We start from the raw sequence: 24,939 nt of genomic DNA, 5'->3' as shown, positions 1-24,939 counted from the left end.
CAAAGCCGCGTCAAAGATTGAAAGAACGGTGATGAATAGGATTCTCTGGCAGCCAGGATAAAGAAAAAGGATGTCCAACGATTGGACATCCTTTTTTCTTGATTACTCGATGATTTCCGATACGGAACCAGCGCCAACTGTACGGCCGCCTTCACGGATCGAGAATTTCGTTCCTTCCTCGATCGCGATCGGCGCGATCAGCTCAACCGTCATCTCAACGTTGTCGCCAGGCATAACCATTTCAACGCCTTCCGGAAGCGTGATGATGCCTGTTACGTCCGTTGTGCGGAAGTAGAATTGCGGACGATAGTTCGAGAAGAACGGAGTATGGCGTCCGCCTTCCTCTTTCGTCAGAACGTAAACTTGTGCTTTAAATTTCGTATGCGGCGTGATTGAGCCCGGTTTTGCCAATACTTGGCCACGCTCAACTTCGTCGCGCGATACACCGCGGAGAAGCGCACCGATGTTGTCTCCAGCTTCTGCTTGGTCAAGAAGTTTACGGAACATTTCAACACCCGTAACCGTCGTGGCTTTCGGCTCGTCAGAAAGACCGATGATTTCAACCGGGTCACCGACTTTGAGCGTACCACGCTCAACACGGCCCGTCGCAACCGTACCACGGCCTGTGATCGAGAAAACGTCCTCAATCGGCATCATGAACGGTTTGTCAACTTCACGTTGCGGAGTCGGGATGTACTCATCAACCGCGTTCATCAATTCAATGATTTTTTCTTCCCATTTCGGATCGCCTTCGAGCGCTTTTAATGCCGAACCTTTGATAACCGGCACTTCATCGCCCGGGAAGTCGTATTCAGAGAGAAGGTCGCGAACTTCCATTTCAACGAGTTCAAGCAATTCTTCGTCGTCCACCATGTCGCATTTGTTCAAGAAAACAACGATGTACGGAACGCCGACTTGGCGGGAGAGAAGAATGTGTTCGCGCGTTTGCGGCATCGGACCGTCAGCTGCCGATACAACAAGGATTGCACCGTCCATTTGCGCTGCGCCCGTGATCATGTTTTTGACGTAGTCAGCGTGGCCCGGGCAGTCAACGTGCGCGTAGTGACGAGCCTCTGTTTCATACTCGACGTGGGCCGTCGAAATCGTGATCCCGCGTTCACGCTCTTCCGGAGCTGCGTCGATTTGGTCGTACGCTTTTGCTTCGGCTTTCCCTTGTTTCGCAAGAACCGTCGTGATCGCAGCTGTCAGCGTCGTTTTCCCATGGTCAACGTGGCCGATCGTGCCAATGTTGACGTGCGGTTTCGTGCGCTCAAATTTCGCTTTAGCCATGAGAAAGATCCTCCTTAAAAGTAAAATATGAATTTGTATAGTTAGGTAAGTATAGGATGCTTGGGAACAAAATGTTCCCAAGTCTTACTTACATAAGTATTTATAGCGGAACTAGCAAGAGAAATCAATTATTCGCCTTTATTTTTTTTGATAATTTCATCGGCGATGTTTTTCGGAACTTCTTCGTAGTGATCAAATACCATCGAGAATGTTCCGCGCCCTTGCGTGTTCGAACGGAGCGATGTCGCATAACCGAACATTTCGGCCAGCGGTACCATCGCGCGCACGACTTGGGCATTCCCGCGCGCTTCCATCCCTTCAACGCGACCGCGGCGAGACGTGATGTCACCCATAATGTCGCCGAGGTATTCCTCAGGGATGACAACTTCGACTTTCATGATCGGCTCAAGGAGAACCGGATCACACTTCGTCGCGGCGTTTTTCAGCGCCAATGAAGCGGCGATTTTGAACGCCATTTCACTCGAGTCGACGTCGTGGTACGATCCGTCGAACAGTTTCGCTTTAATGTCGACGATCGGATAGCCAGCTAAGACGCCATTTTGCATCGCTTCTTCCAAACCAGCTTGGACGGCCGGCACATACTCTTTCGGAACGACACCGCCGACAATGGCGTTTTCGAATTCGAAGCCTTTGCCGCGTTCGTTCGGCGAGAATTCGATCCAAACGTGACCGTATTGACCGCGGCCGCCGGACTGGCGAACGAATTTGCCTTCGACTTGGGCCGATTTGCGGAACGTTTCGCGGTAAGCAACTTGCGGCGCGCCGACGTTCGCCTCAACTTTGAACTCACGGCGCATCCGGTCAACGATGATGTCAAGATGCAGCTCGCCCATCCCGGAAATGATCGTTTGCCCTGTTTCCGGGTCGGTGTGAGCGCGGAACGTCGGGTCTTCTTCTTGCAATTTTTGCAGCGCTTGACCCATTTTGTCTTGGTCTGCTTTCGATTTCGGTTCGATCGCGACCGAAATAACCGGCTCTGGGAACTGCATCGATTCTAGGATGACGAGGTTTTTCTCATCACATAGAGTATCGCCGGTTGTCGTATCTTTTAAACCTACTGCTGCCGCAATGTCGCCGGCGTATACTTTCGAGATTTCCTCCCGATGGTTGGCGTGCATTTGCAGCAAGCGGCCGATCCGTTCGCGTTTGCGTTTCGTCGAGTTCATGACGTACGAACCGGAATCGAGCGTTCCCGAGTATACGCGGAAGAACGTCAATTTCCCGACATACGGGTCGGTCATAATTTTGAATGCCAGCGCCGCAAACGGAGCGTCGTCGCGCGCTTCACGCGTTACTTCTTCTTCCGTATCCGGAATCACCCCGCGGATGGGCGGAATGTCTACCGGAGACGGCAAGTAGTCGACAACGCCGTCAAGAAGCAGCTGAACACCTTTGTTTTTAAAAGCCGAGCCGCAGAAGACCGGGAAGAATTCAACGCTGATCGTCGCCTTGCGGATGGCGGCTTTCAGCTCTTCTTTCGTGATCTCTTCGCCTTCCAAATATTTCATCATTAATTCTTCATCCAGCTCAGCGACCGCCTCAACCAACTTGTTATGGTACTCTTCTGCCATATCGCGATATTCTTCCGGAATCTCAATGCGCTCAATGTTTTTGCCGAGCTCATCGTGGTAATGGTATGCACACATTTCAACCAAGTCGATAATGCCAGAGAACTGGTCTTCAGCGCCGATCGGCAGCTGCACCGGGTGAGCGTTTGCTTGCAAGCGGTCATGGAGCGTTTTCACCGCATACAAGAAGTCCGCACCAATCTTGTCCATTTTGTTGACGAACACGATCCGCGGAACGCCATACGTCGTCGCTTGGCGCCAAACCGTTTCCGTTTGCGGCTCTACACCTGACTGCGCGTCTAAAACCGTGATAGCTCCATCCAATACGCGCAACGAACGTTCAACCTCAACCGTGAAGTCGACGTGCCCCGGCGTATCGATGATGTTGATGCGGTGGCCTTTCCATTGTGCCGTTGTCGCCGCCGACGTGATCGTGATCCCGCGCTCTTGCTCTTGCTCCATCCAGTCCATCGTGGCTGCGCCTTCATGCACTTCCCCGATTTTATGAACACGGCCGGTATAGAACAAGATCCGTTCGGTCGTCGTCGTCTTCCCGGCGTCAATGTGCGCCATGATCCCGATGTTGCGAGTATTTTCCAAGGAGAACTGTCTTGCCATAGTGGTTATTTTCTCCTTCCTTCAAAATAAAATAGATAGATGGCGCCGCCATCCTCTTGTTCTGCAAAGAAATGATCGCGCACGCGGCCAAAAAGCCGAAATATGTAGGAAGATAGGTGAATAGGCCGTCGATTGTGCCTTTTCACCTATTCCTTTCAAGCAGCTATTCTTACCAGCGGTAGTGGGCAAACGCTTTGTTCGCTTCGGCCATTTTGTGCGTATCTTCGCGTTTTTTCACCGCTGCGCCCGTGTTGTTGGCAGCATCCATAATTTCGTTCGCCAAGCGTTCTTCCATCGTTTTCTCTCCGCGAAGGCGGGCGTATTGCACAAGCCAGCGCAATCCGAGGGAGACGCGGCGATCTGGACGGACTTCGACCGGAACTTGGTAGTTCGCTCCGCCGACGCGGCGAGCGCGCACTTCCAACACCGGCATCACGTTTTTCAGCGCTTGCTCAAACACTTCCATTGGATCTTTACCCGTTCGTTCACGAATAATATCAAAGGCAGTGTAAAGAATTTTTTGCGCTTTTGATTTTTTTCCGTCGATCATAATTTTATTGATCAAACGGGTAACAAGTTTTGAATTGTAAATTGGGTCTGGCAATACGTCACGTTTAGCAACAGGGCCTCTACGTGGCATAGTTTTTCCTCCCTTCAGGAAAACATTCTCTTCACTTCATTACTTTTTCGCTGCTTTTGGTTTTTTCGCACCGTATTTCGAACGACCTTGCATCCGGTTGGCAACGCCAGCCGTATCAAGCGCACCGCGGATGATATGGTAGCGCACCCCTGGCAAGTCTTTAACACGTCCGCCGCGGATCAGCACAACGCTGTGTTCTTGCAAGTTATGGCCGATCCCCGGGATGTAAGCCGTTACCTCGATCCCGTTCGTCAGACGGACACGGGCATATTTCCGAAGCGCCGAGTTCGGTTTTTTCGGCGTCATCGTGCCGACACGCGTGCAGACGCCACGTTTTTGCGGAGACGCCACGTTTGTTTGTTCTTTTTTGAAGCTGTTGTACCCTTTGTTCAACGCAGGGGATTTCGATTTAAATACTTTTTTCTCGCGTCCTTTGCGGACTAATTGGTTGATTGTAGGCATGAAAAAGTTCCTCCTTTCACATGTATCGTTTAAGCCCACATATCCAGGTGGTTCATCATGTATGCAAACAAAGGTTTAAAGGCAAACTGGTCAACGGAGAATCGCCACCGCAGCCGCGCCGACTTGGATTTTGCATGCTTTGCCGAGCTTTTTCATCGAGTCGACTTTCGTGACCGGCACGTTCGCTTCATTGGCAGCAGCGGTCACTTTTTCGATAATCGGCAAATCGGCATCTTCCGCTACGATCACTTCCGTTACTTTCCCTTCCTTTAAAGCCCTTATCGTTTGTTTGGTTCCAATGACGATTTTCCCAGCCTGCAATACTTTTTCATAAGACATGTAACATATCCTCCAAAGTACCAGGTTGTTGGAACACCTTTATTAGACTACCATTTTCTTTGTTCATTGTCAACTGGATTTTTTTCATCAAGGACCGGCCGGTCAAAGGTTGCCTTGAACCGACCGATCTCTACTTTTTACTTCGATGGAACCGTATCGCCAGCCGTTTCCTTCTTGACGGCAGGTTTTACTTTTCGATAGCGGGCCATGCCCGTTCCGGCTGGGACAAGTTTGCCGATAATGACGTTTTCTTTCAAGCCGAGCAGCTCATCCCGCTTCCCTTTGATGGCGGCGTCGGTCAGGACGCGCGTCGTTTCTTGGAACGAAGCCGCGGACAAGAACGAATCCGTTTCAAGCGACGCTTTCGTAATACCCAGCAGCACCGGGCGGGCTGTCGCCGGTCGCTTTCCTTCGCGGATGGCTTGGGCGTTGACATCGGTAAACTGGTGGACGTCCAAAAGCGTGCCCGGCAGCACATCCGTATCGCCGGCATCGACAACGCGCACTTTGCGCAGCATTTGCCGCACCATCACTTCAATATGCTTATCGCTGATTTCAACCCCTTGCATCCGGTATACTTTTTGCACTTCGCGGAGCAAGTATTCTTGCACAGAAGTAATGTCGCGCACGCGCAACAACTGTTTCGGGTCGACCGAGCCTTCTGTCAGCTCCTGACCGCGCTCGACGCGCTGTCCTTCTTCCACTTTGATCCGCGCGTTGTATGGAGCAACGTACGTGCGCGTTTCGACCTCGCCTTGAACAACGATCTCATATTGGTTGTCGCGCGTTTCGTTCACGGAAATGACCGTGCCGTCGATTTCGGAAATGACCGCTTGCCCTTTCGGATTGCGCGCCTCAAACAGCTCCTGCACCCGCGGCAAACCTTGGGTAATGTCGTCCCCGGCGACGCCGCCCGTATGGAACGTCCGCATCGTCAGCTGCGTGCCCGGCTCACCGATCGATTGAGCGGCGATAATGCCGACCGCCTCGCCAACTTCCACATCCATGCCCGTCGCCATATTGCGGCCGTAGCATTTTTTGCATACGCCATGGCGCGTGTTGCAGGCAAAGACGGAGCGGATCCACACTTCCGTAATGCCCGCCTTAATAATTTCGTTTGCAATGTCTTCAGTGATCATTTCATCTTTGCGGACGATCACTTCACCGGTTTCCGGATGGCGCACCGTTTTGTGCGCATAGCGGCCGACAAGCCGTTCTTCCAGCTTGACGACGACCTCGGTGCCATCCGTCAATGCGCGTGCCAAAATGCCGCGGTCGGTGCCGCAATCCTCTTCGCGGACGATGACATCCTGCGCCACATCGACGAGACGTCTCGTCAAATATCCCGAGTCGGCCGTTTTGAGCGCCGTATCCGCCAACCCTTTTCGGGCGCCGTGCGTCGAGATAAAGTACTCCAATACTGTCAGCCCTTCGCGGAACGACGATTTGATCGGCAGTTCGATGATCCGGCCGGCCGGGTTGGCCATTAAGCCGCGCATCCCGGCGAGCTGCGTAAAGTTCGACGCGTTCCCCCGCGCTCCGGAATCGCTCATCATAAAGATCGGGTTGCGCTTATCGAGCGATTTCATCAAGCGGTCTTGGATTTTATCTTTCGCCGCGCTCCAGATGGAGATGACACGCTCATACCGCTCTTCGTCGGTGATCAACCCGCGGCGGAACTGCTTTAAGACGGTATCGACCTTCGCTTGCGCCTCATCCAAAATTTCTTGTTTTTCCGGCAAGACGACAATGTCAGCGACGCCGATCGTAATCCCGGCTTTCGTCGAATATTGGAAACCGAGGTCTTTCATGCGGTCCAGCATTTTTGACGTCTCGGTGATTTTGAACCGCTTGAACACTTCAGCAATAATTTGCCCGAGCACTTTTTTCTTAAACGGCGGCACAGGCTCGCGCTTGCGAATCTCCTCGCGCACGTCGACCCCTTTGTCAAGGAAATACTTGTCCGGCGTCCGCCCTTCGATGTTTTCCGTCGTCGGCTCGTTAATGTACGGGAACGAGTTGGGCAAAATTTCGTTGAAAATCAGTTTTCCGACCGTCGTTAAGAGCAGTTTGTTGTTTTGCTCCTCGGTAAACGTTTCATTTTTCAGCGAGCCGGCATGGACGGCGATGCGCGAGTGGAGATGGACATAACCGTTATGGTAAGCGAGCAGCGCTTCGTCCGTATCTTTGAACACCATGCCTTCGCCGATCGCCCCTTCGCGTTCCATCGTCAAGTAATAGTTTCCTAACACCATGTCTTGGGAAGGTGTCACGACCGGCTTTCCGTCTTTCGGGTTCAAAATGTTTTGCGCCGCCAGCATCAACAGGCGAGCTTCCGCTTGTGCCTCGGCCGACAGCGGCACGTGCACCGCCATTTGGTCGCCGTCGAAGTCGGCGTTGTATGCCGTACAAACGAGCGGATGAAGGCGGATGGCCCGGCCTTCGACGAGCGTCGGCTCAAAGGCTTGAATGCCGAGACGGTGAAGCGTCGGGGCGCGGTTGAGCAGCACCGGATGCTCTTTAATGACGTCTTCAAGCACATCCCATACCTCAGGGTGGACGCGCTCAATTTTCCGTTTCGCGCTTTTAATGTTGTGCGCCAACCCCCGCTCCACAAGCTCCTTCATGACGAACGGCTTAAACAGCTCGAGCGCCATTTCTTTCGGCAGGCCGCATTGATACATTTTCAAGTTCGGACCGACGACAATGACGGAACGGCCGGAGTAGTCAACGCGTTTGCCGAGCAGGTTTTGCCGGAAGCGCCCTTGCTTCCCTTTCAGCATGTGGGAAAGCGATTTTAACGGGCGGTTCCCCGGCCCGGTCACCGGACGGCCGCGGCGGCCGTTGTCAATCAAGGCGTCGACCGCTTCCTGGAGCATCCGTTTCTCGTTTTGGACGATAATATTCGGCGCGCCAAGGTCAAGCAGGCGCTTCAGCCGGTTGTTGCGGTTAATGACGCGGCGGTACAAATCGTTTAAGTCCGATGTCGCAAACCGGCCCCCATCGAGCTGGACCATCGGGCGCAATTCCGGCGGAATGACCGGCAATACATCTAGCACCATCCACGCTGGGTCGTTTCCGGAGCTGCGGAACGCCTCAAGCACTTCAAGCCGTTTAATGATACGGGCGCGCCGCTGTCCTTGCGCCGTCTTCAGTTCTTCTTTCAACGCCGCCACTTCTTTATCCAAATCAATGTCCTGAAGCAGCTTTTTGATCGCTTCCGCCCCCATCGACGCTTGGAACGACTGGCCGTATTTCTCGCGATAGGCGCGGTATTCCTTTTCCGACAGCAGTTGTTTTTTCTCCAGCGGCGTATCGCCGGGATCGGTGACGACGTAAGAGGCAAAATAAATCACTTCTTCGAGCGCCCGCGGCGACATATCAAGCACAAGCCCCATCCGGCTCGGGATGCCTTTGAAATACCAGATGTGGGAAACCGGAGCAGCGAGCTCAATATGACCCATCCGTTCGCGGCGGACTTTTGACCGCGTCACTTCAACGCCGCAGCGGTCGCAGACAACCCCTTTGTAGCGGACGCGCTTATACTTGCCGCAATGGCATTCCCAGTCTTTTGTCGGGCCGAAAATGCGTTCGCAAAACAAGCCGTCTTTTTCCGGCTTTAGCGTCCGGTAGTTGATCGTTTCCGGCTTTTTGACTTCACCGTACGACCAAGAACGAATTTTCTCCGGGGAAGCGAGCCCGATTTTCATGTACTCGAATTTATTGACATCTAGCAAGGGGTATACCTCCCTCTTTGATCCGTCGGTTTTGCTCCATGGCTTGTTCGTCATCCGTTCGCCTCAATGGCCGCGGGCGGGGAAACGCTCCCCGCCTTTTCGCCATTGCCGGTTACTCTTTCGTTACCGCATCTTTTTCTTCGCTGGCTTCTTCCGGTTCAGCCGGTTTCACATCGACCATGATCGCATCCGGCGCATGATCATCATCGTCGTCAAAGTTTTCCATGTTGATTTCCTGTTCGTCGCTCGTCAAAATCGTGACGTCCATCCCTAGACTTTGCAGCTCTTTGATCAACACTTTAAACGACTCCGGCACGCCCGGTTCCGGAATGTTTTCCCCTTTGACGATCGCTTCGTACGTTTTGACGCGGCCAACCACATCGTCAGACTTGACGGTCAAAATTTCCTGCAGCGTATACGCCGCACCGTACGCTTCAAGCGCCCATACTTCCATCTCGCCAAAGCGCTGGCCGCCGAACTGCGCCTTACCGCCGAGCGGCTGCTGGGTGACAAGCGAGTACGGGCCGGTCGAGCGAGCGTGGAGTTTGTCGTCGACCATGTGGGCAAGCTTGATCATGTACATGATCCCGACCGACACGCGGTTGTCAAACGGTTCGCCCGTCCGCCCGTCATACAGCACCGTTTTGGCATCGCGCGCCATGCCGGCTTCTTCAAGAATGTTCCAAACATCTTCCTCCGTCGCTCCGTCAAAGACTGGGGAAGCGATATGCAAGCCAAGTTTTTTCGCCGCCATGCCAAGATGCAGCTCAAACACTTGCCCGATGTTCATCCGCGACGGAACGCCGAGCGGGTTCAACATGATGTCAATCGGCGTGCCATCCGGCAAGAACGGCATATCTTCTTCCGGAAGAATGCGGGAGATAACCCCTTTGTTTCCGTGGCGGCCTGCCATTTTATCGCCTTCGGAAATTTTCCGCTTTTGCACGATATAGACGCGCACCAACTGGTTTACGCCCGGCGGGAGTTCGTCGCCGTCTTCGCGGTTGAAAACTTTGACGTCAAGGACAATGCCGCCGCCGCCGTGCGGGACGCGCAGCGACGTATCGCGCACCTCGCGCGCTTTTTCGCCGAAGATCGCATGCAACAGCCGCTCCTCAGCCGTCAGCTCGGTCATTCCTTTCGGTGTCACTTTGCCGACGAGCAAATCGCCGTCTTTCACTTCTGCACCGATGCGGACGATGCCGCGCTCATCCAAGTTTTTCAACGCATCTTCACCGACGTTCGGGATGTCGCGTGTAATTTCTTCCGGACCGAGCTTCGTGTCGCGCGATTCGGCTTCATACTCTTCAATATGGATTGACGTATACACGTCTTCTTTGACGAGCCGTTCGCTCATGATGATCGCATCTTCGTAGTTGTAGCCGTCCCATGTCATAAAGGCAACAAGCACGTTGCGGCCAAGCGCCAATTCGCCTTTATCCATCGACGGGCCATCGGCCAAAATTTCGCCCTTCTCCACGATATCGCCTTTTTTCACGATCGGCCGCTGGTTGTAGCACGTGCCTTGGTTCGACCGGACGAATTTCAGCAACCGATATTTATCTAGATCACCCTTGACTTCTTTGCCGTCCACTTCAATCAGCCGACGCACCCAAATTTCCTTTGCTTCGACGCGCTCGACGATGCCGCGATGCTTGCAAATCACCGCCGCGCCCGAGTCTTTCGCCGAAACATACTCCATGCCTGTGCCGACGATCGGCGCTTCGGGTTCCAACAGCGGCACGGCTTGCCGCTGCATGTTCGCCCCCATCAAGGCGCGGTTCGAGTCGTCATTTTCCAAAAACGGGATGCACGCCGTCGCCGCCGAGACAACTTGCTTCGGCGACACGTCCATATAGTCGACGCGATCGCGCTTGACGACGATGTTCTCGCCGCGGAAACGGACGATGACGTTTTCTTCAAGGAACGTGCCGTCCTCCGCAAGCGGTACGTTCGCCTGCGCTACAACGTAATTGTCCTCTTCATCGGCTGTCAAATAATCGATTTGGTCCGTTACCCGACCTGTTTCCGGATCGACGCGCCGGTATGGCGTTTCAATAAAACCAAACTTGTTCACTTTCGCGTAAGTGGACAGCGAGTTGATGAGCCCGATGTTCGGCCCTTCCGGCGTCTCGATCGGACACATCCGCCCGTAGTGCGAATAGTGAACGTCGCGCACTTCAAACCCGGCGCGCTCGCGCGTCAATCCGCCGGGGCCAAGCGCAGAAAGGCGGCGCTTATGCGTCAGTTCAGCGAGCGGGTTCGTCTGATCCATAAACTGCGACAGCTGCGAGCTGCCGAAAAACTCTTTAATCGCTGCGATCACCGGGCGGATGTTGATCAGCTGCTGCGGCGTGATCGTGTTCGTATCTTGAATCGACATGCGCTCGCGCACGACGCGTTCCATGCGCGACAAGCCGATGCGGAATTGGTTTTGCAGCAGTTCGCCGACCGAACGGAGGCGGCGGTTGCCCAAATGGTCGATGTCATCCGTATCGCCGACGCCGTGGAGCAAGTTGAAGAAATAGCTGATCGATGCAATGATGTCCGCCGGCGTAATATGTTTGACATCTTCCGCAATAAAGCCGTTGCCGATGATGTTGATTACCTTTTCGTTGTCCGGATCATTCGGTGCATAAATTTTCACGGTCTGCACCTCAATCGGACCATCCGCCACTCCCTCAGCCGGACGGTACGTCCGCAGCCCGACTCCTTTTTCCAAATACGGCAGCAGGCGGTTCAGCGTCCGGCGGTCGATCATCGCTCCAGCTTCAGCGATGACTTCCTTGGTTTCGGGATCAATGATCGTTTCCGCGAGCCGCTGATTGAACAAGCGGTTTTTAATATGAAGTTTTTTATTGATTTTATAACGGCCTACGCTCGCCAAGTCATAGCGCTTCGGATCAAAAAAGCGCGACGCCAGCAAATTTTTCGCATTCTCAAGCGTCGGCGGCTCTCCCGGACGAAGACGCTCGTAAATTTCAATCAACGCTTTTTCCGTGCTGTCGGTATTATCTTTTTCAAGCGTATTGCGCAAGTATTCGTTGTCGCCGAGCAGATCGATGATTTCTTGGTCGGAGCTGAACCCAAGCGCACGGAGAAGCACCGTAACGGGCAGTTTACGGGTGCGGTCGATGCGAACGTAAACGACGTCTTTCGCATCGGTTTCATATTCAAGCCATGCGCCGCGGTTCGGAATCACTGTCGCCGAGTAGCCGCGTTTGCCGTTTTTATCAACTTTGTCGCTGTAATAGACGCTTGGTGAACGGACGAGCTGGGAAACAATGACGCGTTCCGCCCCATTGATAATAAACGTTCCGGTTTCCGTCATGAGCGGAAAATCGCCCATAAACACGTCTTGCTCTTTCACTTCGCCCGTTTCTTTATTAATCAAGCGAACTTTGACGCGAAGCGGCGCCGCATATGTAACGTCGCGTTCTTTCGCCTCTTCGACCGTATATTTCGGTTCTCCTAAACTATAGTCGATAAATTCAAGCGAGAGATTGCCGGAAAAGTCTTCAATCGGGGAAATTTCCTTGAACATTTCCCGCAGCCCTTCATCGAGAAACCATTGGTAGGAGGACGTTTGAATTTCGATCAAGTTCGGCAATTCCAGCACTTCGCTGATGCGTGCATAGCTTCTGCGTTGGCGGTGTCGCCCGTATTGAACTAGTCGGCCTGTCAAGAGTGATTCACCCCTCAAATGTAGACATTAGTGAAAACCGGAAGCGGAACATCGCATTGATCCAGCCGCCTTGGCGGCATATGCCGCCAAGGCCGTCGGCCGCTCCGCCATTCCGGGGCAAAGCGCTAGGCATGCATGCGGCTGGCCCCCGCCATCCGGACGGAAACGGTTCAGCTATGACGCCGCCGTTTCGGTAAGGGGATTTCACACGCTCCCGGTGCGAGGAAACCAGGCGTTGGATGGAGAAAAAAAGAAAATGGTTTCTATCCAGTAGAAAACCATATGTTTAGCTGTATATTGATTTTATCATTTTTTCCATCATATCCAAAAATATACGTCATCCCCTCATGTGGGAAATGTGCATATTTAGCATTTTATAATGCTACCACAACCAAAAAAGAGTGTCAACATTTTTTTGCCTTTATGATATAATATCCTTTTTTCTTGGAAGCCACCTCAACAAACGGAAACAGTTCTTTCAGCTTTTCAAGCGCTGATGGCGCCCCTTGTTTTTTTTGAATGACGACCCATAGCTCCCCGCCGTCAAGCAAGTGGTCCCGGCTTTGTTCAAAAATCGCGTAAACGACCCGTTTGCCAGCCCGGATCGGCGGATTGGTGACGACCGCTGCAAATCGCTGTTCTCCGACTTCCGAAAAAAGATCGCTTTTGTAAATCACCGCATTGTCAATCCCGTTTGCCTGCTTGTTTTCCTGCGCCAGTTCGAGCGCCCGCTCGTTGACATCAATCATGTGAACGCGCCGGTTTGGAAACGATTTGGCCAAGGCAAGCCCGATCGGCCCATATCCGCAGCCGACATCCAACAAATCCCCAGCCACTCCCGGCTCCTCGAACGTTTCAATTAACAGGCGTGTGCCAAAGTCGACTTCGCGCTTTGAAAACACTCCGCTGTCGGTTGTAAAGCGAAATTCATGCCCCCGGAGCGTAAACGTCCACGTTTGCGGGTTTCGCTCCGACGTCGGATTGACTGAGTAATAATGCTCGCTCATCATCATCCCCTCCTCCTTGTCGACAGGCTGCACTGCCTTCCGTATATATAGTGTAACAAAAAAGAGGCCGTCCCTTGCTTCGGGCAAGCCTCTTTTTTCAATGGCGCAGCCATTACTTGATTTCGACTTTCGCGCCAGCTTCTTCGAGTTTTGCTTTGATTTCTTCTGCTTCTTCTTTCGCAATGCCTTCTTTGATCGGCTTCGGGGTGTTGTCGACCAAGTCTTTCGCTTCTTTCAGGCCGAGGCCAGTGATTTCGCGAACGACTTTGATGACTTTGATTTTTTGCGCGCCGGCGTCGGCAAGAATGACGTCGAATTCCGTTTTTTCTGCCGCTGCTTCAGCGCCGGCTGCTGCGCCGCCCGCGACAACAACCGGAGCCGCAGCTGTTACGCCGAATTCTTCCTCGATCGCTTTCACCAATTCGTTTAATTCCAATACGGTCATATTTTTCACTGCTTCAATGATTTGTTCTTTCGTCATCACAACTTCCTCCTTTGTTTTCTGAATGATTGTTAAGCACATATCGATGAGCCATTACGCGCCTTGTTCCTCTTGCTTGTCAGCCACCGCTTTAATCGCAAGCGCAAAGTTGCGGATCGGGGCTTGAAGAACGCTAAGCAACATCGAAAGCAACCCTTCGCGGGACGGGAGTTTCGCCAACGCATCGATTTCTTCTTTGCTGGCGATGTTCCCTTCGATGACGCCGCCTTTGATTTCCAATGCTTCATGCGTTTTCGCAAACTCGCTTAAAATTTTTGCCGGCGCCACGACATCTTCATTGCTGAAGGCGATGGCATTTGGACCGGTGAACACTTCATCCAGTCCTTCCAGGCCGACTTCCGCGAGCGCCCGACGGGTCAAGGTGTTTTTGTACACTTTAAACTCGACGCCTGCCTCGCGCAGCTGTTTGCGCAACTCGGTCATTTCCGCCACGTTCAGGCCGCGGTAATCGACGATGACGGTTGCCTTGCTGGCGCGGAATTTGTCCGCAATCTCGGCAACCACTTGTTTTTTCAGTTCAATCGCGCTCGACACGTCCTGCACCTCCTGTAAGGAAAATGAGAGAATACCACTTATACCGTCTGCTCAATAAAAAACCTCCATGCCGCGTAGACATGGAGGTGTCGTTCAACGCACCGCCGCTCGTCCCCGACGCAGGGCGCGCTGTTCTATCGTCCACATACCTCGGTAGGAAATTAAGCCTCAAACAGGCACCTACTGTCTACGGTATAAATGATATTCGTTTGTTCAGCCAAATGGCATTTTATCAGACTCGACGCAGAAAGTCAACCGTTACTGTGCAACAGCCACCGTCGTCGGGTCCACTTTAATGCCAGGACCCATCGTTGACGTAATCGTCACGTTTTTGACGTATGTCCCTTTCGCTGCCGCCGGTTTGGCTTTCAAAATCGCCTCGTAGACGGCGGCGAAGTTTTCGGCCAGTTTCTCGTTGTCGAACGATACTTTGCCGATCGGCACATGAATGTTGCCGGCTTTATCAACGCGGTATTCCACTTTACCAGCTTTGATCTCCTGCACAGCTTTCGCAACGTCAAACGTGACCGTGCCGGTTTTCGGGTTTGGCATTAACCCTTTCGGACCCAAAATACGACCGAGTTTCCCGACCTCGCCCATCATATCCGGCGTGGCAACAACGACGTCAAAGTCAAACCAGCCTTGCTGGATTTTATTGATGTATTCTGTATCGCCGACATAGTCAGCGCCAGCTGCTTCTGCTTCTTTCGCTTTTTCCCCTTTTGCGAACACTAACACGCGCGCTACTTTCCCCGTGCCGTGCGGCAGGACGACAGCGCCGCGAATTTGTTGGTCCGCTTTTTTCGGGTCAACGCCCAACCGGAACGCAACTTCCACCGTCGCATCAAATTTCGCGACGTTCGTTTTTTTCACGAGCTCGATTGCTTCAGCAATCGGGTATGCTTTGGAGCGGTCGACGAGTTTCAATGCTTCTAAGTATTTCTTTCCTCTTTTCGGCATGTGAAAAATCCTCCTCGGTTGTGGTTTTAGCGGAAAAACCTCCCACATTGAACGTTCTTCGCTTCTTTCGAAAACGAAGAAGCGGACAGATGCCCATTCATCAGGCCCGTCTTGCTGTTTTTGTTCATGGAGAGAGAGGTTGCCCAATGACGCAACCTCCCCTACAAACGACGCACCGGCTTTAGTCTTCAATCACAATGCCCATGCTGCGAGCCGTGCCTTCAATCATACGCATGGCTGCTTCAATGCTCGCTGCATTCAAATCCGGCATTTTCAATTCAGCAATCTCGCGCACTTTGTCACGTTTGATCGTCGCTACTTTGTTGCGGTTCGGTTCGCCGGAGCCCGATTCGATGCCCGCCGCTTTTTTCAACAGTACAGCGGCCGGCGGCGTTTTCGTGATGAATGTAAACGAACGGTCTTCAAAAACCGTAATTTCAACCGGAATGATCAAGCCTGCCTGGTCAGCGGTACGGGCATTAAACTCTTTGCAAAACGCCATAATATTAACACCGGCTTGACCTAACGCAGGACCTACTGGCGGCGCCGGATTTGCTTTCCCTGCAGGAATTTGCAGTTTGACGATCTTGATTACTTTTTTCGCCACGAGACACACCTCCTTAAGTCCGTGATGTGGTATTAGGGATTGCCCCTCCCACTCCATCCGGCTCCGATCTGACGAGCCGCTTTCATATCTCCCGTTTCGGCCGGGAGGATTAGCGCATCAAGCACGTTCGCTCCCTTATACAGCACGTATAAGTTCATCGCTGCATGCCTTGTCTAAGATTCAAGACATACTGACTTTAAAATAGTATCACTTTTCAACAACGATTGCAAGTTCTTTTCCATTAGATTTTTTCTATTTGCGAAAACTCCAATTCCACCCGTGTTTCGCGGCCAAACATATCGACAAGCAGCTTCACCTTATGTTTGTCGAGGTCAACCACCTCAATTTTTCCAGTGAAGTTGGCAAACGGCCCTTCTTTAATCCGGACCGTTTCATTCACCTCGTAGTCGACATCAATCTCAGTAAGCGGCATGCCCATCCGCTTCAAAATCATTTTGACTTCTTCCTCCATGAGCGGCGTCGGTTTCGAACCAGCCCCGCTCGAACCGACAAATCCGGTCACGCCCGGCGTGTTGCGCACGACGTACCACGAATCGTCGGTCATGATCATTTCGACAAGCACATAACCGGGGAACACTTTCTTTTTCGTCGTTTTCCGTTTGCCGTTTTTGATGTCCGTTTCCGTTTCTTCCGGGACGACAACACGGAAAATCTTGTCTTGCATTCCCATTGATTCAACGCGTTTCTCCAAATTGGCTTTCACCTTATTTTCGTATCCCGAATATGTATGGACGACATACCAGTTTTTCTCCATCAGCGAGCCTCCCTAGGGCGGTTTTCATTTTGTTTTCTGCGCAAAACAAAAACCCGTTTCCGGGTTCCATGTTCGCACGATTATCTTTCATTATAGCATATCATCCGCCCGCTTATTCAAATACAAGGCGAATCAACTGCGAAATGCCGAGGTCGACAACGGCGAAAAAGATGGTGAAAAACGCCACCGTAGCCAATACGATTCCCGTATAGTTCACTAGTTCTTTCCGGCTCGGCCAGCTCACTTTTTTCAACTCCCGCACGACTTCTTTGAAAAAGTTGATTACTCGCTGCATCCCTCGTACCTCCACGATTGATCAAAACTGTCCCCACCGCCTGCTTCGTCTCGCGATGGACGGTATGATTGTTGCTCATCGAACAAAACTTGTTGGCCGCCAAGCGCCTGCACCAAGGCAACCGGCCTGTTTTGCAGCCGTGCAGTTTCGGCTCCCGCATTGCGCGCGAGCCAACGTTGCTCGTTAACATAAACGTTTGACCGTTCCCGCGAGATGTCCATAAAAATTTATCATATCAGCATTTCCGCTGTCAATGCCATCTTTTGGCCTCCGTTCGGCCATCGGCCGATGCACCGCCTACAAACTGATTTCCCGATATTCCAAATATTTCTCCAACTTCCGTTTGACGCGCTGCAAGGCGTTGTCGATCGATTTGACATGGCGGTTTAACTCTTCGGAAATTTCTTGGTACGAGCGCCCGTCCAAATACAACGCGAGCACTTTCCGCTCCAAATCGCTGAGCAATTCCGCCATTTTCAGCTCAATATCGTCAACTTCCTCGCGGTTGACAATCAGCTCTTCCGGGTCGGTCACCTGCGTGCCGGACAACACGTCCATCAGCGTCCGGTCCGACTCGTCGTCGTAAATCGGCTTGTCCAAGGAAACGTAAGAGTTGAGCGGAATGTGCTTTTGGCGGGTCGCGGTTTTAATCGCGGTAATCATTTGCCTCGTGATGCATAGTTCTGCAAACGCTTTAAATGAAGAGAGCTTGTCCCCCTTAAAATCGCGGACTGCCTTGTACAGCCCGATCATCCCTTCCTGCACAATGTCCTCGCGGTCAGCCCCGACTAAAAAGTATGAGCGGGCTTTGGCGCGCACAAAGTTTTGGTATTTGTGGATCAAAAAATCAAGCGCTTCTCCATCCCCTTCGTGAACAAGTGTAACAAGCTGTTCATCCTCTAAATGTTTATAATCCTTTGGCTTGTCTACTTTTAAGCATTCCCCCACGCTGATCCCCCCGACCGCATCAATCGCTAACATTTATTATACAGTGCAAATTTTTACAGCGTCAACCGCTCATTTTTGCCCTCTCCGCCATTTTTCAAAAATTTCGGCAACTCTGTCATTGAGCGGCACTTTCAAGGTCGGTGTATGCTGCTTCATTGACTGCAACTTTTTTGAAATATCCCGCTCCACCTCTTCGATTTCGTGCAGAAGTTCGCGCGCCGATTTGCGCAAGGCGCCTTGACCGAACACCGTCCATTGTTCCGTATAATCCGATGTCGCGACATACACTTTGGTGCGCGCGTTGATGAGCGTTTTCGCCAACCGCTCAATCCGTTCGTCCGCTGTCTCATTTTCCTTTGTAAAAATGACATCGATATCGTAGTTTTTATACTTTTTCTCGTTTCCCTGCACGAGATGGGCGTCAAACACGACCACGACGTGATCCCCGGTGAACCCTTTGTAATCGGCCAGTTTGTCAATCAACAAATCCCTTGCCGCTGCCAGATCGCCTTCCTCTTTCAGCCGGCGCAGCGCCGGCCATGCCCCGATGATGTTGTAACCGTCGACAATTAAAACGTTCATCGGCTATTCCCCTAGCGGATACCGCTTTCGGTACACCTCGTACATGAGCAAACTGGCGGCGACAGAAGCGTTGAGCGAAGTGACGTGCCCCCGCATCGGCAGCCGAAACAAGAAATCACACTTTTCCCGCACTAACCGGCTGATGCCTTTTCCCTCGCTGCCGATGACCAGCGCCAACGGCATCGTGCCGTCAAGGAAGCGGTAGTCATCTTTGGCGTCTGCATCGGTGCCAGCCACCCAAACGCCCCGCTCTTTCAGCTCGTCGATCGTCCGCGCCAAGTTCGTCACGCGCGCGACCGGAACGTGCTCGATCGCTCCGGTTGACGCCTTCGCTACGGTCGGCGTCAACCCCACCGACCGCCGTTTCGGGATGATGAGCCCGTGCGCTCCGACCGCATCTGCGGTGCGCATAATGGCGCCCAAGTTATGCGGGTCTTCGATTTCGTCCAAAATGAGGAAAAACGGCGCTTCTTCCCGTCGGGCGGCGCGGGCAAACAAATCGTCGACCTCGTAATAGCGGTATGCGGCCGCCTGGGCGATCACCCCTTGGTGCACCCCGTCAACCATTTGGTCAAGCTTGCGCTTCGGAACATATTGGACGAGCACGCCCCGCCGCTTCGCCCATTCGAGGACAGGCTCGACGGCGTGGCGCTGCGCTCCTTCCGCGATCCAGATTTTATTGATGTCGCGCCCGGATTTGAGCGCCTCGATGACCGGGTTTCTGCCGATAATGTAATCCATCATTCCAACGCCCTTTCTTCCCTTTCAATAATCGCAAATGAACGGCCGATTAACTCGTCGACCCGCCGGCCGTTGTCCTGTAAAAAATGATAGCCGATCAACGCTTCGAACGCGGTGCTGTGCCGGTATGTCTGCACATCCGTATTTTTCGGAATCGTGCCTGATTTCGCGTTGCGGCCGCGGCGGACGATGGCTTGCTCCTCTTCCGTCAACACGCCTTCATCAAGCAAGGTTAAAATGACTCTTGCTTGCGCCCGGGCCGACACGTAGCGGATCGCCCGCCGATGCAGCTCGTGCGGCCGTACGCTGCCCATCGCCAGCAAGTGGCGGCGCACGTACACTTCATAAACCGCATCGCCAATATAGGCGAGCGCCAAGCCATTTAATTGTTTGACATCATGAACGGTCTCAAACTGCGCCATTGCTTATGATCCCCGTTTCCATCTTGTCCCTTGAGGCGTATCTTCCAAAATAATGTTTTTGGCCTTCAACTCGTCGCGAATGCGGTCAGCCAGCGCGAAATCGCGGTTTTTCCGCGCTTCGTTGCGCTGTTGGATCAGCGCCTCGATTTCCTCATCAAGCAGCTCTTCTTGCTTTGGCTTTGGATCGAGGCCAAGCACGTCCATCAACTGTTCAAATTCACGCAAAAAGGCGCCAATAACGGTTTCCGATGTCGTCTTTTCCTGCAAATACAAGTTCGCTTGTTTCGCCAGCTCAAATAGAACCGCAATGCCGTTCGCCGTGTTGAAATCGTCGTCCATTTCGCGGATGAACGATTCGCGGACCGCAGCGATGCGCGACAGCCATTTGTCATCGTCGTCGGTTAAATTCGTGCTCGCTCCGAGCCGGTGCTGCAAGTTGCCATATGCCGTCCTTAAGCGTTCGAGCCCGCGCCGGGCGCTCTCGAGCAGCTCTTCGCTGTAGTTGATCGGATGGCGATAGTGCACCGACAACATAAAGAAGCGCAGCACTTGCGGGTCAATCTGCCGGATGATATCGTGGACGAGCACGAAGTTGCCAAGCGACTTCGACATTTTTTCGTTGTTAATATTTAAATACCCGTTGTGCAGCCAATATTTCGCAAACGGTTTGCCGGTCAAAGCCTCTGACTGGGCGATTTCGTTTTCATGGTGCGGGAACGTCAAATCTTGGCCGCCGGCGTGGATATCGATCGTATCGCCTAAATATTTGCGCGCCATCGCCGAGCATTCGATATGCCAACCCGGCCGCCCTTTCCCCCATGGACTGTCCCAACAAATCTCTCCTTCTTTCGCCGCTTTCCAAAGGGCGAAATCGAGCGGGTCGTCTTTTTTCTCGCCGACTTCGATGCGCGCTCCAGCCTGCAATTCATCGATCGATTGGTGCGACAGCTTGCCGTAACCGGGAAACTTGCGCGTCCGGTAGTAGACGTCGCCATCCACCTCGTACGCATACCCCTTGTCGATGAGCGCTTGGATGAATTCGATAATCGTCCCGATATTTTCTGTCACGCGCGGGTGGATGTCCGCCTTTTTGCAGCCAAGCGCCTGAATGTCTTCAAAATACGCCTCGATAAACCGCTCGGCAATCGCCGGAACGCTTTCGCCAAGCTCGCGGGCCGCCTTAATCAGTTTGTCGTCGACATCGGTAAAATTGGATACGTACGTCACGTCGTAGCCGCGGAACTCCAAATAGCGGCGGATCGTGTCAAAGACGATGGCGGCCCGGGCGTTCCCGATATGGATATAGTTGTAAACGGTAGGACCGCATACATACATTTTGACCTTGTTGGGCTCAAGCGGCTCAAACGGTTCCTTTTTTCGCGTCAACGTATTATAAAGCCGGATGCTGCTCATACTCGCTCTTCCTTTCTTGCTGTTTCAATGCCTCCAACTCGCTTTTCAGCCGGACGATCTCCTCTTCAAGCTCCCGGAACCGGTCAGCGATCGGATCTGGCAGGTCGGTGTGGTTCAAATCTTTTTTCACTTTCACTCCATCACGCACAACCACGCGGCCCGGAATGCCAACGACGGTTGAGTTGGGCGGCACGTCTTTTAACACGACCGACCCGGCGCCAATTTTCGAGTTTTCGCCGATCGTAATCGACCCGAGCACTTTCGCGCCGGCAGCGATCAAACAGTTGTCTTTGATCGTCGGGTGCCGCTTCCCTTTTTCTTTCCCTGTCCCTCCTAATGTGACCCCTTGATAGACCGTGACATTGTCGCCGATTTCGCACGTTTCGCCGATCACCACACCCATGCCGTGGTCGATGAAAAAGCGGCGGCCGATTTTGGCGCCCGGATGAATTTCAATGCCGGTGAAAAAGCGGCTGATTTGCGAAATCAACCGGGCAAGAAAGTAAAATTTCCGTTTGTAAAGCGCATGAGCGATCCGATGCGCCCAAATGGCATGCAGGCCGGAGTACGTTAAAATGACTTCCAGGTAGCTTCTTGCCGCCGGGTCTTGTTCAAAAATGACCTCAATATCCTCTTTTAACGTTTTAAACATCATGTCCTCCCTCCATCCCTCTAAGTTGTTTTGAATAAAAAAGCGTCCCTGTGCCGAAGACACAGAGACGCTTTTGGCGCGGTTCCACTCTGTTTAGCGAAACGGGAAAACGCCGTTTCACTCGCTCGAGTCCGATAACGGAGAGGCTCCGCTCCTCTCTACTGCAGAACGTCTCTGTTCCGGTTCGAAAGGAGACTCCGAGGCGCATTTCGGATAACGCCGGGCATAAGCCGCTTCCAGCCAAGGCGACTCTCTCTGGGATGACGGCGTTTCCTACTTCTCCTCGTCAACGCTTTTTCACTATGCGCTTGTTCAACCGATAAACTTTGTATTATTATACCACACGCACTACGCAAACGTGCACACCTATTCCGCTAAAATTTTTCTTGCAGCGCCCGCTCGAGCCGCTCGATTACTTTTTGTTTGCCGAGCAGCTGAATGGCAAACGGAAGCTCCGGCCCGTGCGTTTGCCCGGTCACCGCGGCGCGAATTGGCATAAACAGCTTTTTCCCTTTTTGTCCGGTCGCCTTTTGCACCCCCTTAATCGCCGCTTTAATTTCGTCGGCTGTAAACGGGTCGAGGTCCCGCACATGGGCCAAAAAGGCCGAAAGCACGTCGGGCACTTGTTCTTCGGCGAGCACTTGGCGCGCCTCATCTTCGTATTCGACTTCTTCCTTAAAGAACAACTCGGACAACGGAACAATCTCCGCCCCGTAGCTCATTTGCTCTTGATACAGTGCGATTAAATCGCGCGCCCACTGCCGCTGTTCGTCGCTCATGTCCGCCGGCAAGCGCCCGGCTTTCACCAAATGCGGCAAAGCCAATTCGACGAGCCGGTCCAAATCGAGTTTTTTGATGTATTGATTGTTCATCCATGTCAGCTTTTTCGTGTCAAACATCGACGGCGACTTTGACAGCCGCGAAACGTCGAAGATGCGGATGAGCTCGTCTTTCGAAAAAATTTCTTCCTCCCCTTCCGGCGACCAGCCTAAGAGGGCGAAAAAGTTGAACATCGCTTCCGGCAAATAGCCGAGCTCTTTGTATTGCGACACGAACTGAATGATTGACTCATCGCGCTTGGACAACTTTTTCCGCTGTTCGTTGACAATCAACGTCAAATGGGCAAACTGCGGCGGCTCCCAGCCAAAATATTCATACACCATCAGCTGCTTCGGCGTGTTGGACAAATGCTCCTCACCGCGGAACACATGGCTGATCTCCATAAGGTGGTCGTCGATGACGACGGCAAAGTTGTACGTCGGAATACCGTTCGCCTTCACAATGACCCAATCGCCGATATCTTTCGATTCAAACGTCACTTTGCCGCGCACCAGATCGTCGACTTCGTATGTTTTCCCTTCCGGCACCTTGAGGCGGATCGTATACGGCTTGCCTTGCGCCTCAAGTTCCGCGACCTGTTCCGGCGTCAAACGGCGGCACTTGCCGCTGTATTGCGGAGCGGCGATGCCGGCCGCACGCTGCTCCTCCCGCTCCCGCTCAAGCTCTTCCGGCGTGCAAAAACATTTGTACGCATGTCCTTGCTCGAGCAGTTCGTCCACATACTTCCGGTATATATCAAGCCGCTCCGTCTGGCGGTACGGACCATAGCCGCCATCTTTATCAACGGACTCGTCATAATCGATGCCGAGCCATTGTAAGTTTTCGAGCTGCGACTGTTCGCCGCCTTCCACGTTCCGTTCGATATCCGTATCCTCGATGCGGACGATCATTTTTCCGCCGTGATGGCGAGCAAACAAATAGTTAAACAGCGCGGTCCGCGCCCCTCCGATATGCAAATGGCCGGTCGGGCTCGGCGCATAGCGCACGCGCACATCTTTTGCCATCGTCCAACCCTCCACTTTCATCCAAACTTGTACCCTTATTGTACCGTTTATCGCGGCAAAGTTCAAAACGGACGGCTCGCCCCATTCGGCGCCTAACGGTTGCGCCTTACTCCCCGCTCTTTTTAAGCAACACGACCGCTTGGGCGGCAATGCCTTCCCCGCGCCCGGTGAACCCGAGTTTTTCCGTTGTCGTCGCCTTGACGTTCACTTGTGTGCGCTCGGCTTCAAGCAGGCGGGCGATCACGGCTTTCATCTCCTCAATGTACGGAGCCATTTTCGGCTTTTGAGCGATAATCGTACAGTCGGCGTTCACCAATGCATACCCTTCCTTCCGGACGAGCGTCCATACGTGCGCCAACAATTCGGTTGAGTCCGCGTCTTTATAGCGCGGGTCATCATCAGGAAAATGCCGTCCGATATCGCCGGCGCCAATCGCTCCAAGGCACGCGTCCGCCACCGCGTGGAGCAGCACATCGGCATCCGAATGGCCGAGCAGCCCTTTCTCATGCGGAATATGTACGCCGCCAATGATAAGCGGACGCCCTTCAACGAGCTGGTGAACGTCAAACCCTTGTCCGATGCGAAACATGTCTTCACCTCCGTTTACTCTGCGACGCGGCTCGCTAAAATCGCCTCGGCAAACAAAATGTCTTCCGGAGTCGTCAGTTTAATGTTGCGGTAGTCCCCTTCTACAATTTTCACCGGCTTGCCGAGCCGCTCGACGAGGCTGGCGTCGTCCGTGCCAAGATAGCCTTCCCGTTTCGCAGCCTCATGCGCCTCGGCGATCAAAGACAGACGAAAAGCTTGTGGCGTCTGCACCGCCCACAAGCTGGAACGATCAATCGTCTGTTCGACAAACAAACCGTCCACTTTTTTGATTGTGTCTTTCACCCGCACAGCCGGGACCGCTGCCCCGTATCGGGCGGCTGCATCCGCCAGCTCATGCAAATGGCGGACGTGAATAAACGGGCGGGCGCCGTCGTGGATCAGGACAATGCCCCGTCCCTCTAACGCCTGCAGCCCGTTATAGACGCTATGTTGCCGCTCCTCGCCGCCCTCAGCGAACGCTGCCACTTTTTTGATACGAAAACGAACGACAAGTTGCTCAAAGCGGCTTCGCTCCGCCGGATTCACGACAAGCACGACGCGGGCGCACCGTTCATCGCGGTCGAACACCTTCAGCGTCCGGACGATGAGCGGTTCGCCGCCTAGTTCAATAAACTGCTTATTCATACCGGCGTTCATCCTCTTTCCTTGTCCGGCCGCCAAGACAATCGCTTCGTAGTTCATTGGACGT

Annotated in this window: 23 protein-coding genes and 2 other annotated features; all 23 genes read right to left on the bottom strand. The window is 53.1% G+C overall.

Annotation, left to right across the window (positions count from 1 at the left end):
- Nucleotides 1-102 precede the first annotated feature (102 nt).
- The 23 genes from tuf to ispD all read right to left on the bottom strand — a co-directional run bounded on the left by tuf (nucleotide 103) and on the right by ispD (nucleotide 24,932).
- Nucleotides 103-1,290: an elongation factor Tu gene (gene tuf / locus QSJ10_RS00645; protein ID WP_033017243.1), complete on the bottom strand. Its 1,188-nt coding sequence runs from the start codon at nucleotides 1,288-1,290 to the stop codon at nucleotides 103-105.
- A gap of 128 nt (nucleotides 1,291-1,418) precedes the next feature.
- Nucleotides 1,419-3,497: an elongation factor G gene (gene fusA / locus QSJ10_RS00640; protein ID WP_049624208.1), complete on the bottom strand. Its 2,079-nt coding sequence runs from the start codon at nucleotides 3,495-3,497 to the stop codon at nucleotides 1,419-1,421.
- Between the two features lie 169 nt (nucleotides 3,498-3,666).
- Entirely contained in the window at nucleotides 3,667-4,137 is a 471-nt protein-coding gene (gene rpsG / locus QSJ10_RS00635; RefSeq protein ID WP_033008652.1) for a 30S ribosomal protein S7, read from the bottom strand.
- A gap of 39 nt (nucleotides 4,138-4,176) precedes the next feature.
- The gene (rpsL, locus tag QSJ10_RS00630) at nucleotides 4,177-4,599 is read right to left on the bottom strand and encodes a 30S ribosomal protein S12 (protein WP_033008650.1); all 423 of its coding nucleotides are present in this window, start codon (nucleotides 4,597-4,599) and stop codon (nucleotides 4,177-4,179) included.
- 90 nt (nucleotides 4,600-4,689) lie between these two features.
- Nucleotides 4,690-4,938, bottom strand: coding sequence for a 50S ribosomal protein L7ae-like protein (locus QSJ10_RS00625; protein WP_033017245.1), 249 nt, complete (start codon nucleotides 4,936-4,938; stop codon nucleotides 4,690-4,692).
- 137 nt (nucleotides 4,939-5,075) lie between these two features.
- Complete coding sequence (gene rpoC, locus QSJ10_RS00620; RefSeq protein WP_033017247.1) at nucleotides 5,076-8,675, bottom strand: DNA-directed RNA polymerase subunit beta'; 3,600 nt, start codon at nucleotides 8,673-8,675, stop codon at nucleotides 5,076-5,078.
- Nucleotides 8,676-8,787: 112 nt separating this feature from the next.
- Nucleotides 8,788-12,360, bottom strand: a complete 3,573-nt coding sequence (gene rpoB, locus QSJ10_RS00615; protein WP_053532697.1) for a DNA-directed RNA polymerase subunit beta — start codon at nucleotides 12,358-12,360, stop codon at nucleotides 8,788-8,790.
- A 404-nt stretch (nucleotides 12,361-12,764) separates the two neighbouring features.
- The gene (locus tag QSJ10_RS00610; protein ID WP_053532699.1) at nucleotides 12,765-13,367 is read right to left on the bottom strand and encodes a class I SAM-dependent methyltransferase; all 603 of its coding nucleotides are present in this window, start codon (nucleotides 13,365-13,367) and stop codon (nucleotides 12,765-12,767) included.
- Between the two features lie 112 nt (nucleotides 13,368-13,479).
- Nucleotides 13,480-13,848 carry a 50S ribosomal protein L7/L12 gene (rplL, locus tag QSJ10_RS00605; protein ID WP_012820484.1) on the bottom strand — a complete coding sequence of 123 codons (369 nt, stop codon included), beginning with the start codon at nucleotides 13,846-13,848 and terminating at the stop codon, nucleotides 13,480-13,482.
- 54 nt (nucleotides 13,849-13,902) lie between these two features.
- Entirely contained in the window at nucleotides 13,903-14,403 is a 501-nt protein-coding gene (gene rplJ / locus QSJ10_RS00600; protein WP_011229610.1) for a 50S ribosomal protein L10, read from the bottom strand.
- 47 nt (nucleotides 14,404-14,450) lie between these two features.
- Nucleotides 14,451-14,614: a sequence feature (ribosomal protein L10 leader region), on the bottom strand.
- Nucleotides 14,615-14,661: 47 nt separating this feature from the next.
- Nucleotides 14,662-15,363 (bottom strand): 50S ribosomal protein L1, encoded by a 702-nt coding sequence (rplA, locus tag QSJ10_RS00595; RefSeq protein WP_033017251.1) that lies wholly within the window; start codon nucleotides 15,361-15,363, stop codon nucleotides 14,662-14,664.
- A gap of 181 nt (nucleotides 15,364-15,544) precedes the next feature.
- Nucleotides 15,545-15,970, bottom strand: coding sequence for a 50S ribosomal protein L11 (gene rplK / locus QSJ10_RS00590; RefSeq protein WP_044746824.1), 426 nt, complete (start codon nucleotides 15,968-15,970; stop codon nucleotides 15,545-15,547).
- A gap of 241 nt (nucleotides 15,971-16,211) precedes the next feature.
- Nucleotides 16,212-16,745: a transcription termination/antitermination protein NusG gene (nusG, locus tag QSJ10_RS00585; protein WP_033017255.1), complete on the bottom strand. Its 534-nt coding sequence runs from the start codon at nucleotides 16,743-16,745 to the stop codon at nucleotides 16,212-16,214.
- Between the two features lie 112 nt (nucleotides 16,746-16,857).
- Nucleotides 16,858-17,040, bottom strand: coding sequence for a preprotein translocase subunit SecE (gene secE, locus QSJ10_RS00580; protein ID WP_033017257.1), 183 nt, complete (start codon nucleotides 17,038-17,040; stop codon nucleotides 16,858-16,860).
- Between the two features lie 297 nt (nucleotides 17,041-17,337).
- Nucleotides 17,338-18,021, bottom strand: coding sequence for an RNA polymerase sporulation sigma factor SigH (sigH, locus tag QSJ10_RS00575; RefSeq protein ID WP_230581421.1), 684 nt, complete (start codon nucleotides 18,019-18,021; stop codon nucleotides 17,338-17,340).
- A 36-nt stretch (nucleotides 18,022-18,057) separates the two neighbouring features.
- The gene (locus tag QSJ10_RS00570) at nucleotides 18,058-18,570 is read right to left on the bottom strand and encodes an NYN domain-containing protein (RefSeq protein ID WP_033008628.1); all 513 of its coding nucleotides are present in this window, start codon (nucleotides 18,568-18,570) and stop codon (nucleotides 18,058-18,060) included.
- A gap of 3 nt (nucleotides 18,571-18,573) precedes the next feature.
- Nucleotides 18,574-19,311, bottom strand: coding sequence for a 23S rRNA (guanosine(2251)-2'-O)-methyltransferase RlmB (gene rlmB, locus QSJ10_RS00565; RefSeq protein WP_033017258.1), 738 nt, complete (start codon nucleotides 19,309-19,311; stop codon nucleotides 18,574-18,576).
- Nucleotides 19,311-19,733 (bottom strand): Mini-ribonuclease 3, encoded by a 423-nt coding sequence (locus QSJ10_RS00560; protein ID WP_033017259.1) that lies wholly within the window; start codon nucleotides 19,731-19,733, stop codon nucleotides 19,311-19,313. The genes rlmB and QSJ10_RS00560 overlap by 1 nt, the downstream gene beginning before the upstream one ends.
- A gap of 3 nt (nucleotides 19,734-19,736) precedes the next feature.
- The gene (gene cysS, locus QSJ10_RS00555; protein ID WP_033017262.1) at nucleotides 19,737-21,146 is read right to left on the bottom strand and encodes a cysteine--tRNA ligase; all 1,410 of its coding nucleotides are present in this window, start codon (nucleotides 21,144-21,146) and stop codon (nucleotides 19,737-19,739) included.
- Complete coding sequence (cysE, locus tag QSJ10_RS00550) at nucleotides 21,124-21,801, bottom strand: serine O-acetyltransferase (protein WP_434543312.1); 678 nt, start codon at nucleotides 21,799-21,801, stop codon at nucleotides 21,124-21,126. The genes cysS and cysE overlap by 23 nt, the downstream gene beginning before the upstream one ends.
- 57 nt (nucleotides 21,802-21,858) lie before the next feature.
- Nucleotides 21,859-22,097, bottom strand: a binding site (T-box leader).
- A gap of 75 nt (nucleotides 22,098-22,172) precedes the next feature.
- A complete protein-coding gene (gltX, locus tag QSJ10_RS00545; protein WP_049624214.1) occupies nucleotides 22,173-23,642 on the bottom strand; it encodes a glutamate--tRNA ligase in 1,470 nt (489 codons plus the stop codon).
- Between the two features lie 106 nt (nucleotides 23,643-23,748).
- Nucleotides 23,749-24,231: a 2-C-methyl-D-erythritol 2,4-cyclodiphosphate synthase gene (ispF, locus tag QSJ10_RS00540; RefSeq protein ID WP_033008623.1), complete on the bottom strand. Its 483-nt coding sequence runs from the start codon at nucleotides 24,229-24,231 to the stop codon at nucleotides 23,749-23,751.
- A gap of 14 nt (nucleotides 24,232-24,245) precedes the next feature.
- The gene (ispD, locus tag QSJ10_RS00535) at nucleotides 24,246-24,932 is read right to left on the bottom strand and encodes a 2-C-methyl-D-erythritol 4-phosphate cytidylyltransferase (protein ID WP_033008621.1); all 687 of its coding nucleotides are present in this window, start codon (nucleotides 24,930-24,932) and stop codon (nucleotides 24,246-24,248) included.
- Nucleotides 24,933-24,939 lie beyond the last annotated feature (7 nt).

Source organism: Geobacillus stearothermophilus ATCC 12980, assembly GCF_030369615.1.
GTDB classification, from domain to species: domain Bacteria; phylum Bacillota; class Bacilli; order Bacillales; family Anoxybacillaceae; genus Geobacillus; species Geobacillus stearothermophilus.
The sequence above is the reverse complement of the archived record's forward strand: the minus strand, read 5'-3'. Positions and strand labels throughout refer to the sequence as shown.

Coding starts and splice junctions, on each gene's coding strand:
- QSJ10_RS00570 (WP_033008628.1), bottom strand. CDS start 18,570: ATGAACGTTTTAATTGTCGACGGTTACAACATCATCGGGGCATGGCCG.
- sigH (WP_230581421.1), bottom strand. CDS start 18,021: ATGTTAGCGATTGATGCGGTCGGGGGGATCAGCGTGGGGGAATGCTTA.
- QSJ10_RS00625 (WP_033017245.1), bottom strand. CDS start 4,938: ATGTCTTATGAAAAAGTATTGCAGGCTGGGAAAATCGTCATTGGAACC.
- QSJ10_RS00560 (WP_033017259.1), bottom strand. CDS start 19,733: ATGGCGCAGTTTGAGACCGTTCATGATGTCAAACAATTAAATGGCTTG.
- rplA (WP_033017251.1), bottom strand. CDS start 15,363: ATGCCGAAAAGAGGAAAGAAATACTTAGAAGCATTGAAACTCGTCGAC.
- gltX (WP_049624214.1), bottom strand. CDS start 23,642: ATGGCAAAAGATGTGCGCGTGCGCTATGCGCCGAGCCCGACCGGCCAT.
- tuf (WP_033017243.1), bottom strand. CDS start 1,290: ATGGCTAAAGCGAAATTTGAGCGCACGAAACCGCACGTCAACATTGGC.
- rplL (WP_012820484.1), bottom strand. CDS start 13,848: ATGACGAAAGAACAAATCATTGAAGCAGTGAAAAATATGACCGTATTG.
- cysE (WP_434543312.1), bottom strand. CDS start 21,801: ATGATGTTTAAAACGTTAAAAGAGGATATTGAGGTCATTTTTGAACAA.
- rpsG (WP_033008652.1), bottom strand. CDS start 4,137: ATGCCACGTAGAGGCCCTGTTGCTAAACGTGACGTATTGCCAGACCCA.
- rlmB (WP_033017258.1), bottom strand. CDS start 19,311: ATGGATTACATTATCGGCAGAAACCCGGTCATCGAGGCGCTCAAATCC.
- rpsL (WP_033008650.1), bottom strand. CDS start 4,599: ATGCCTACAATCAACCAATTAGTCCGCAAAGGACGCGAGAAAAAAGTA.
- cysS (WP_033017262.1), bottom strand. CDS start 21,146: ATGAGCAGCATCCGGCTTTATAATACGTTGACGCGAAAAAAGGAACCG.
- ispD (WP_033008621.1), bottom strand. CDS start 24,932: ATGAACTACGAAGCGATTGTCTTGGCGGCCGGACAAGGAAAGAGGATG.
- fusA (WP_049624208.1), bottom strand. CDS start 3,497: ATGGCAAGACAGTTCTCCTTGGAAAATACTCGCAACATCGGGATCATG.
- QSJ10_RS00610 (WP_053532699.1), bottom strand. CDS start 13,367: ATGAGCGAGCATTATTACTCAGTCAATCCGACGTCGGAGCGAAACCCG.
- nusG (WP_033017255.1), bottom strand. CDS start 16,745: ATGGAGAAAAACTGGTATGTCGTCCATACATATTCGGGATACGAAAAT.
- secE (WP_033017257.1), bottom strand. CDS start 17,040: ATGCAGCGAGTAATCAACTTTTTCAAAGAAGTCGTGCGGGAGTTGAAA.
- ispF (WP_033008623.1), bottom strand. CDS start 24,231: ATGTTTCGCATCGGACAAGGGTTTGACGTTCACCAGCTCGTTGAAGGG.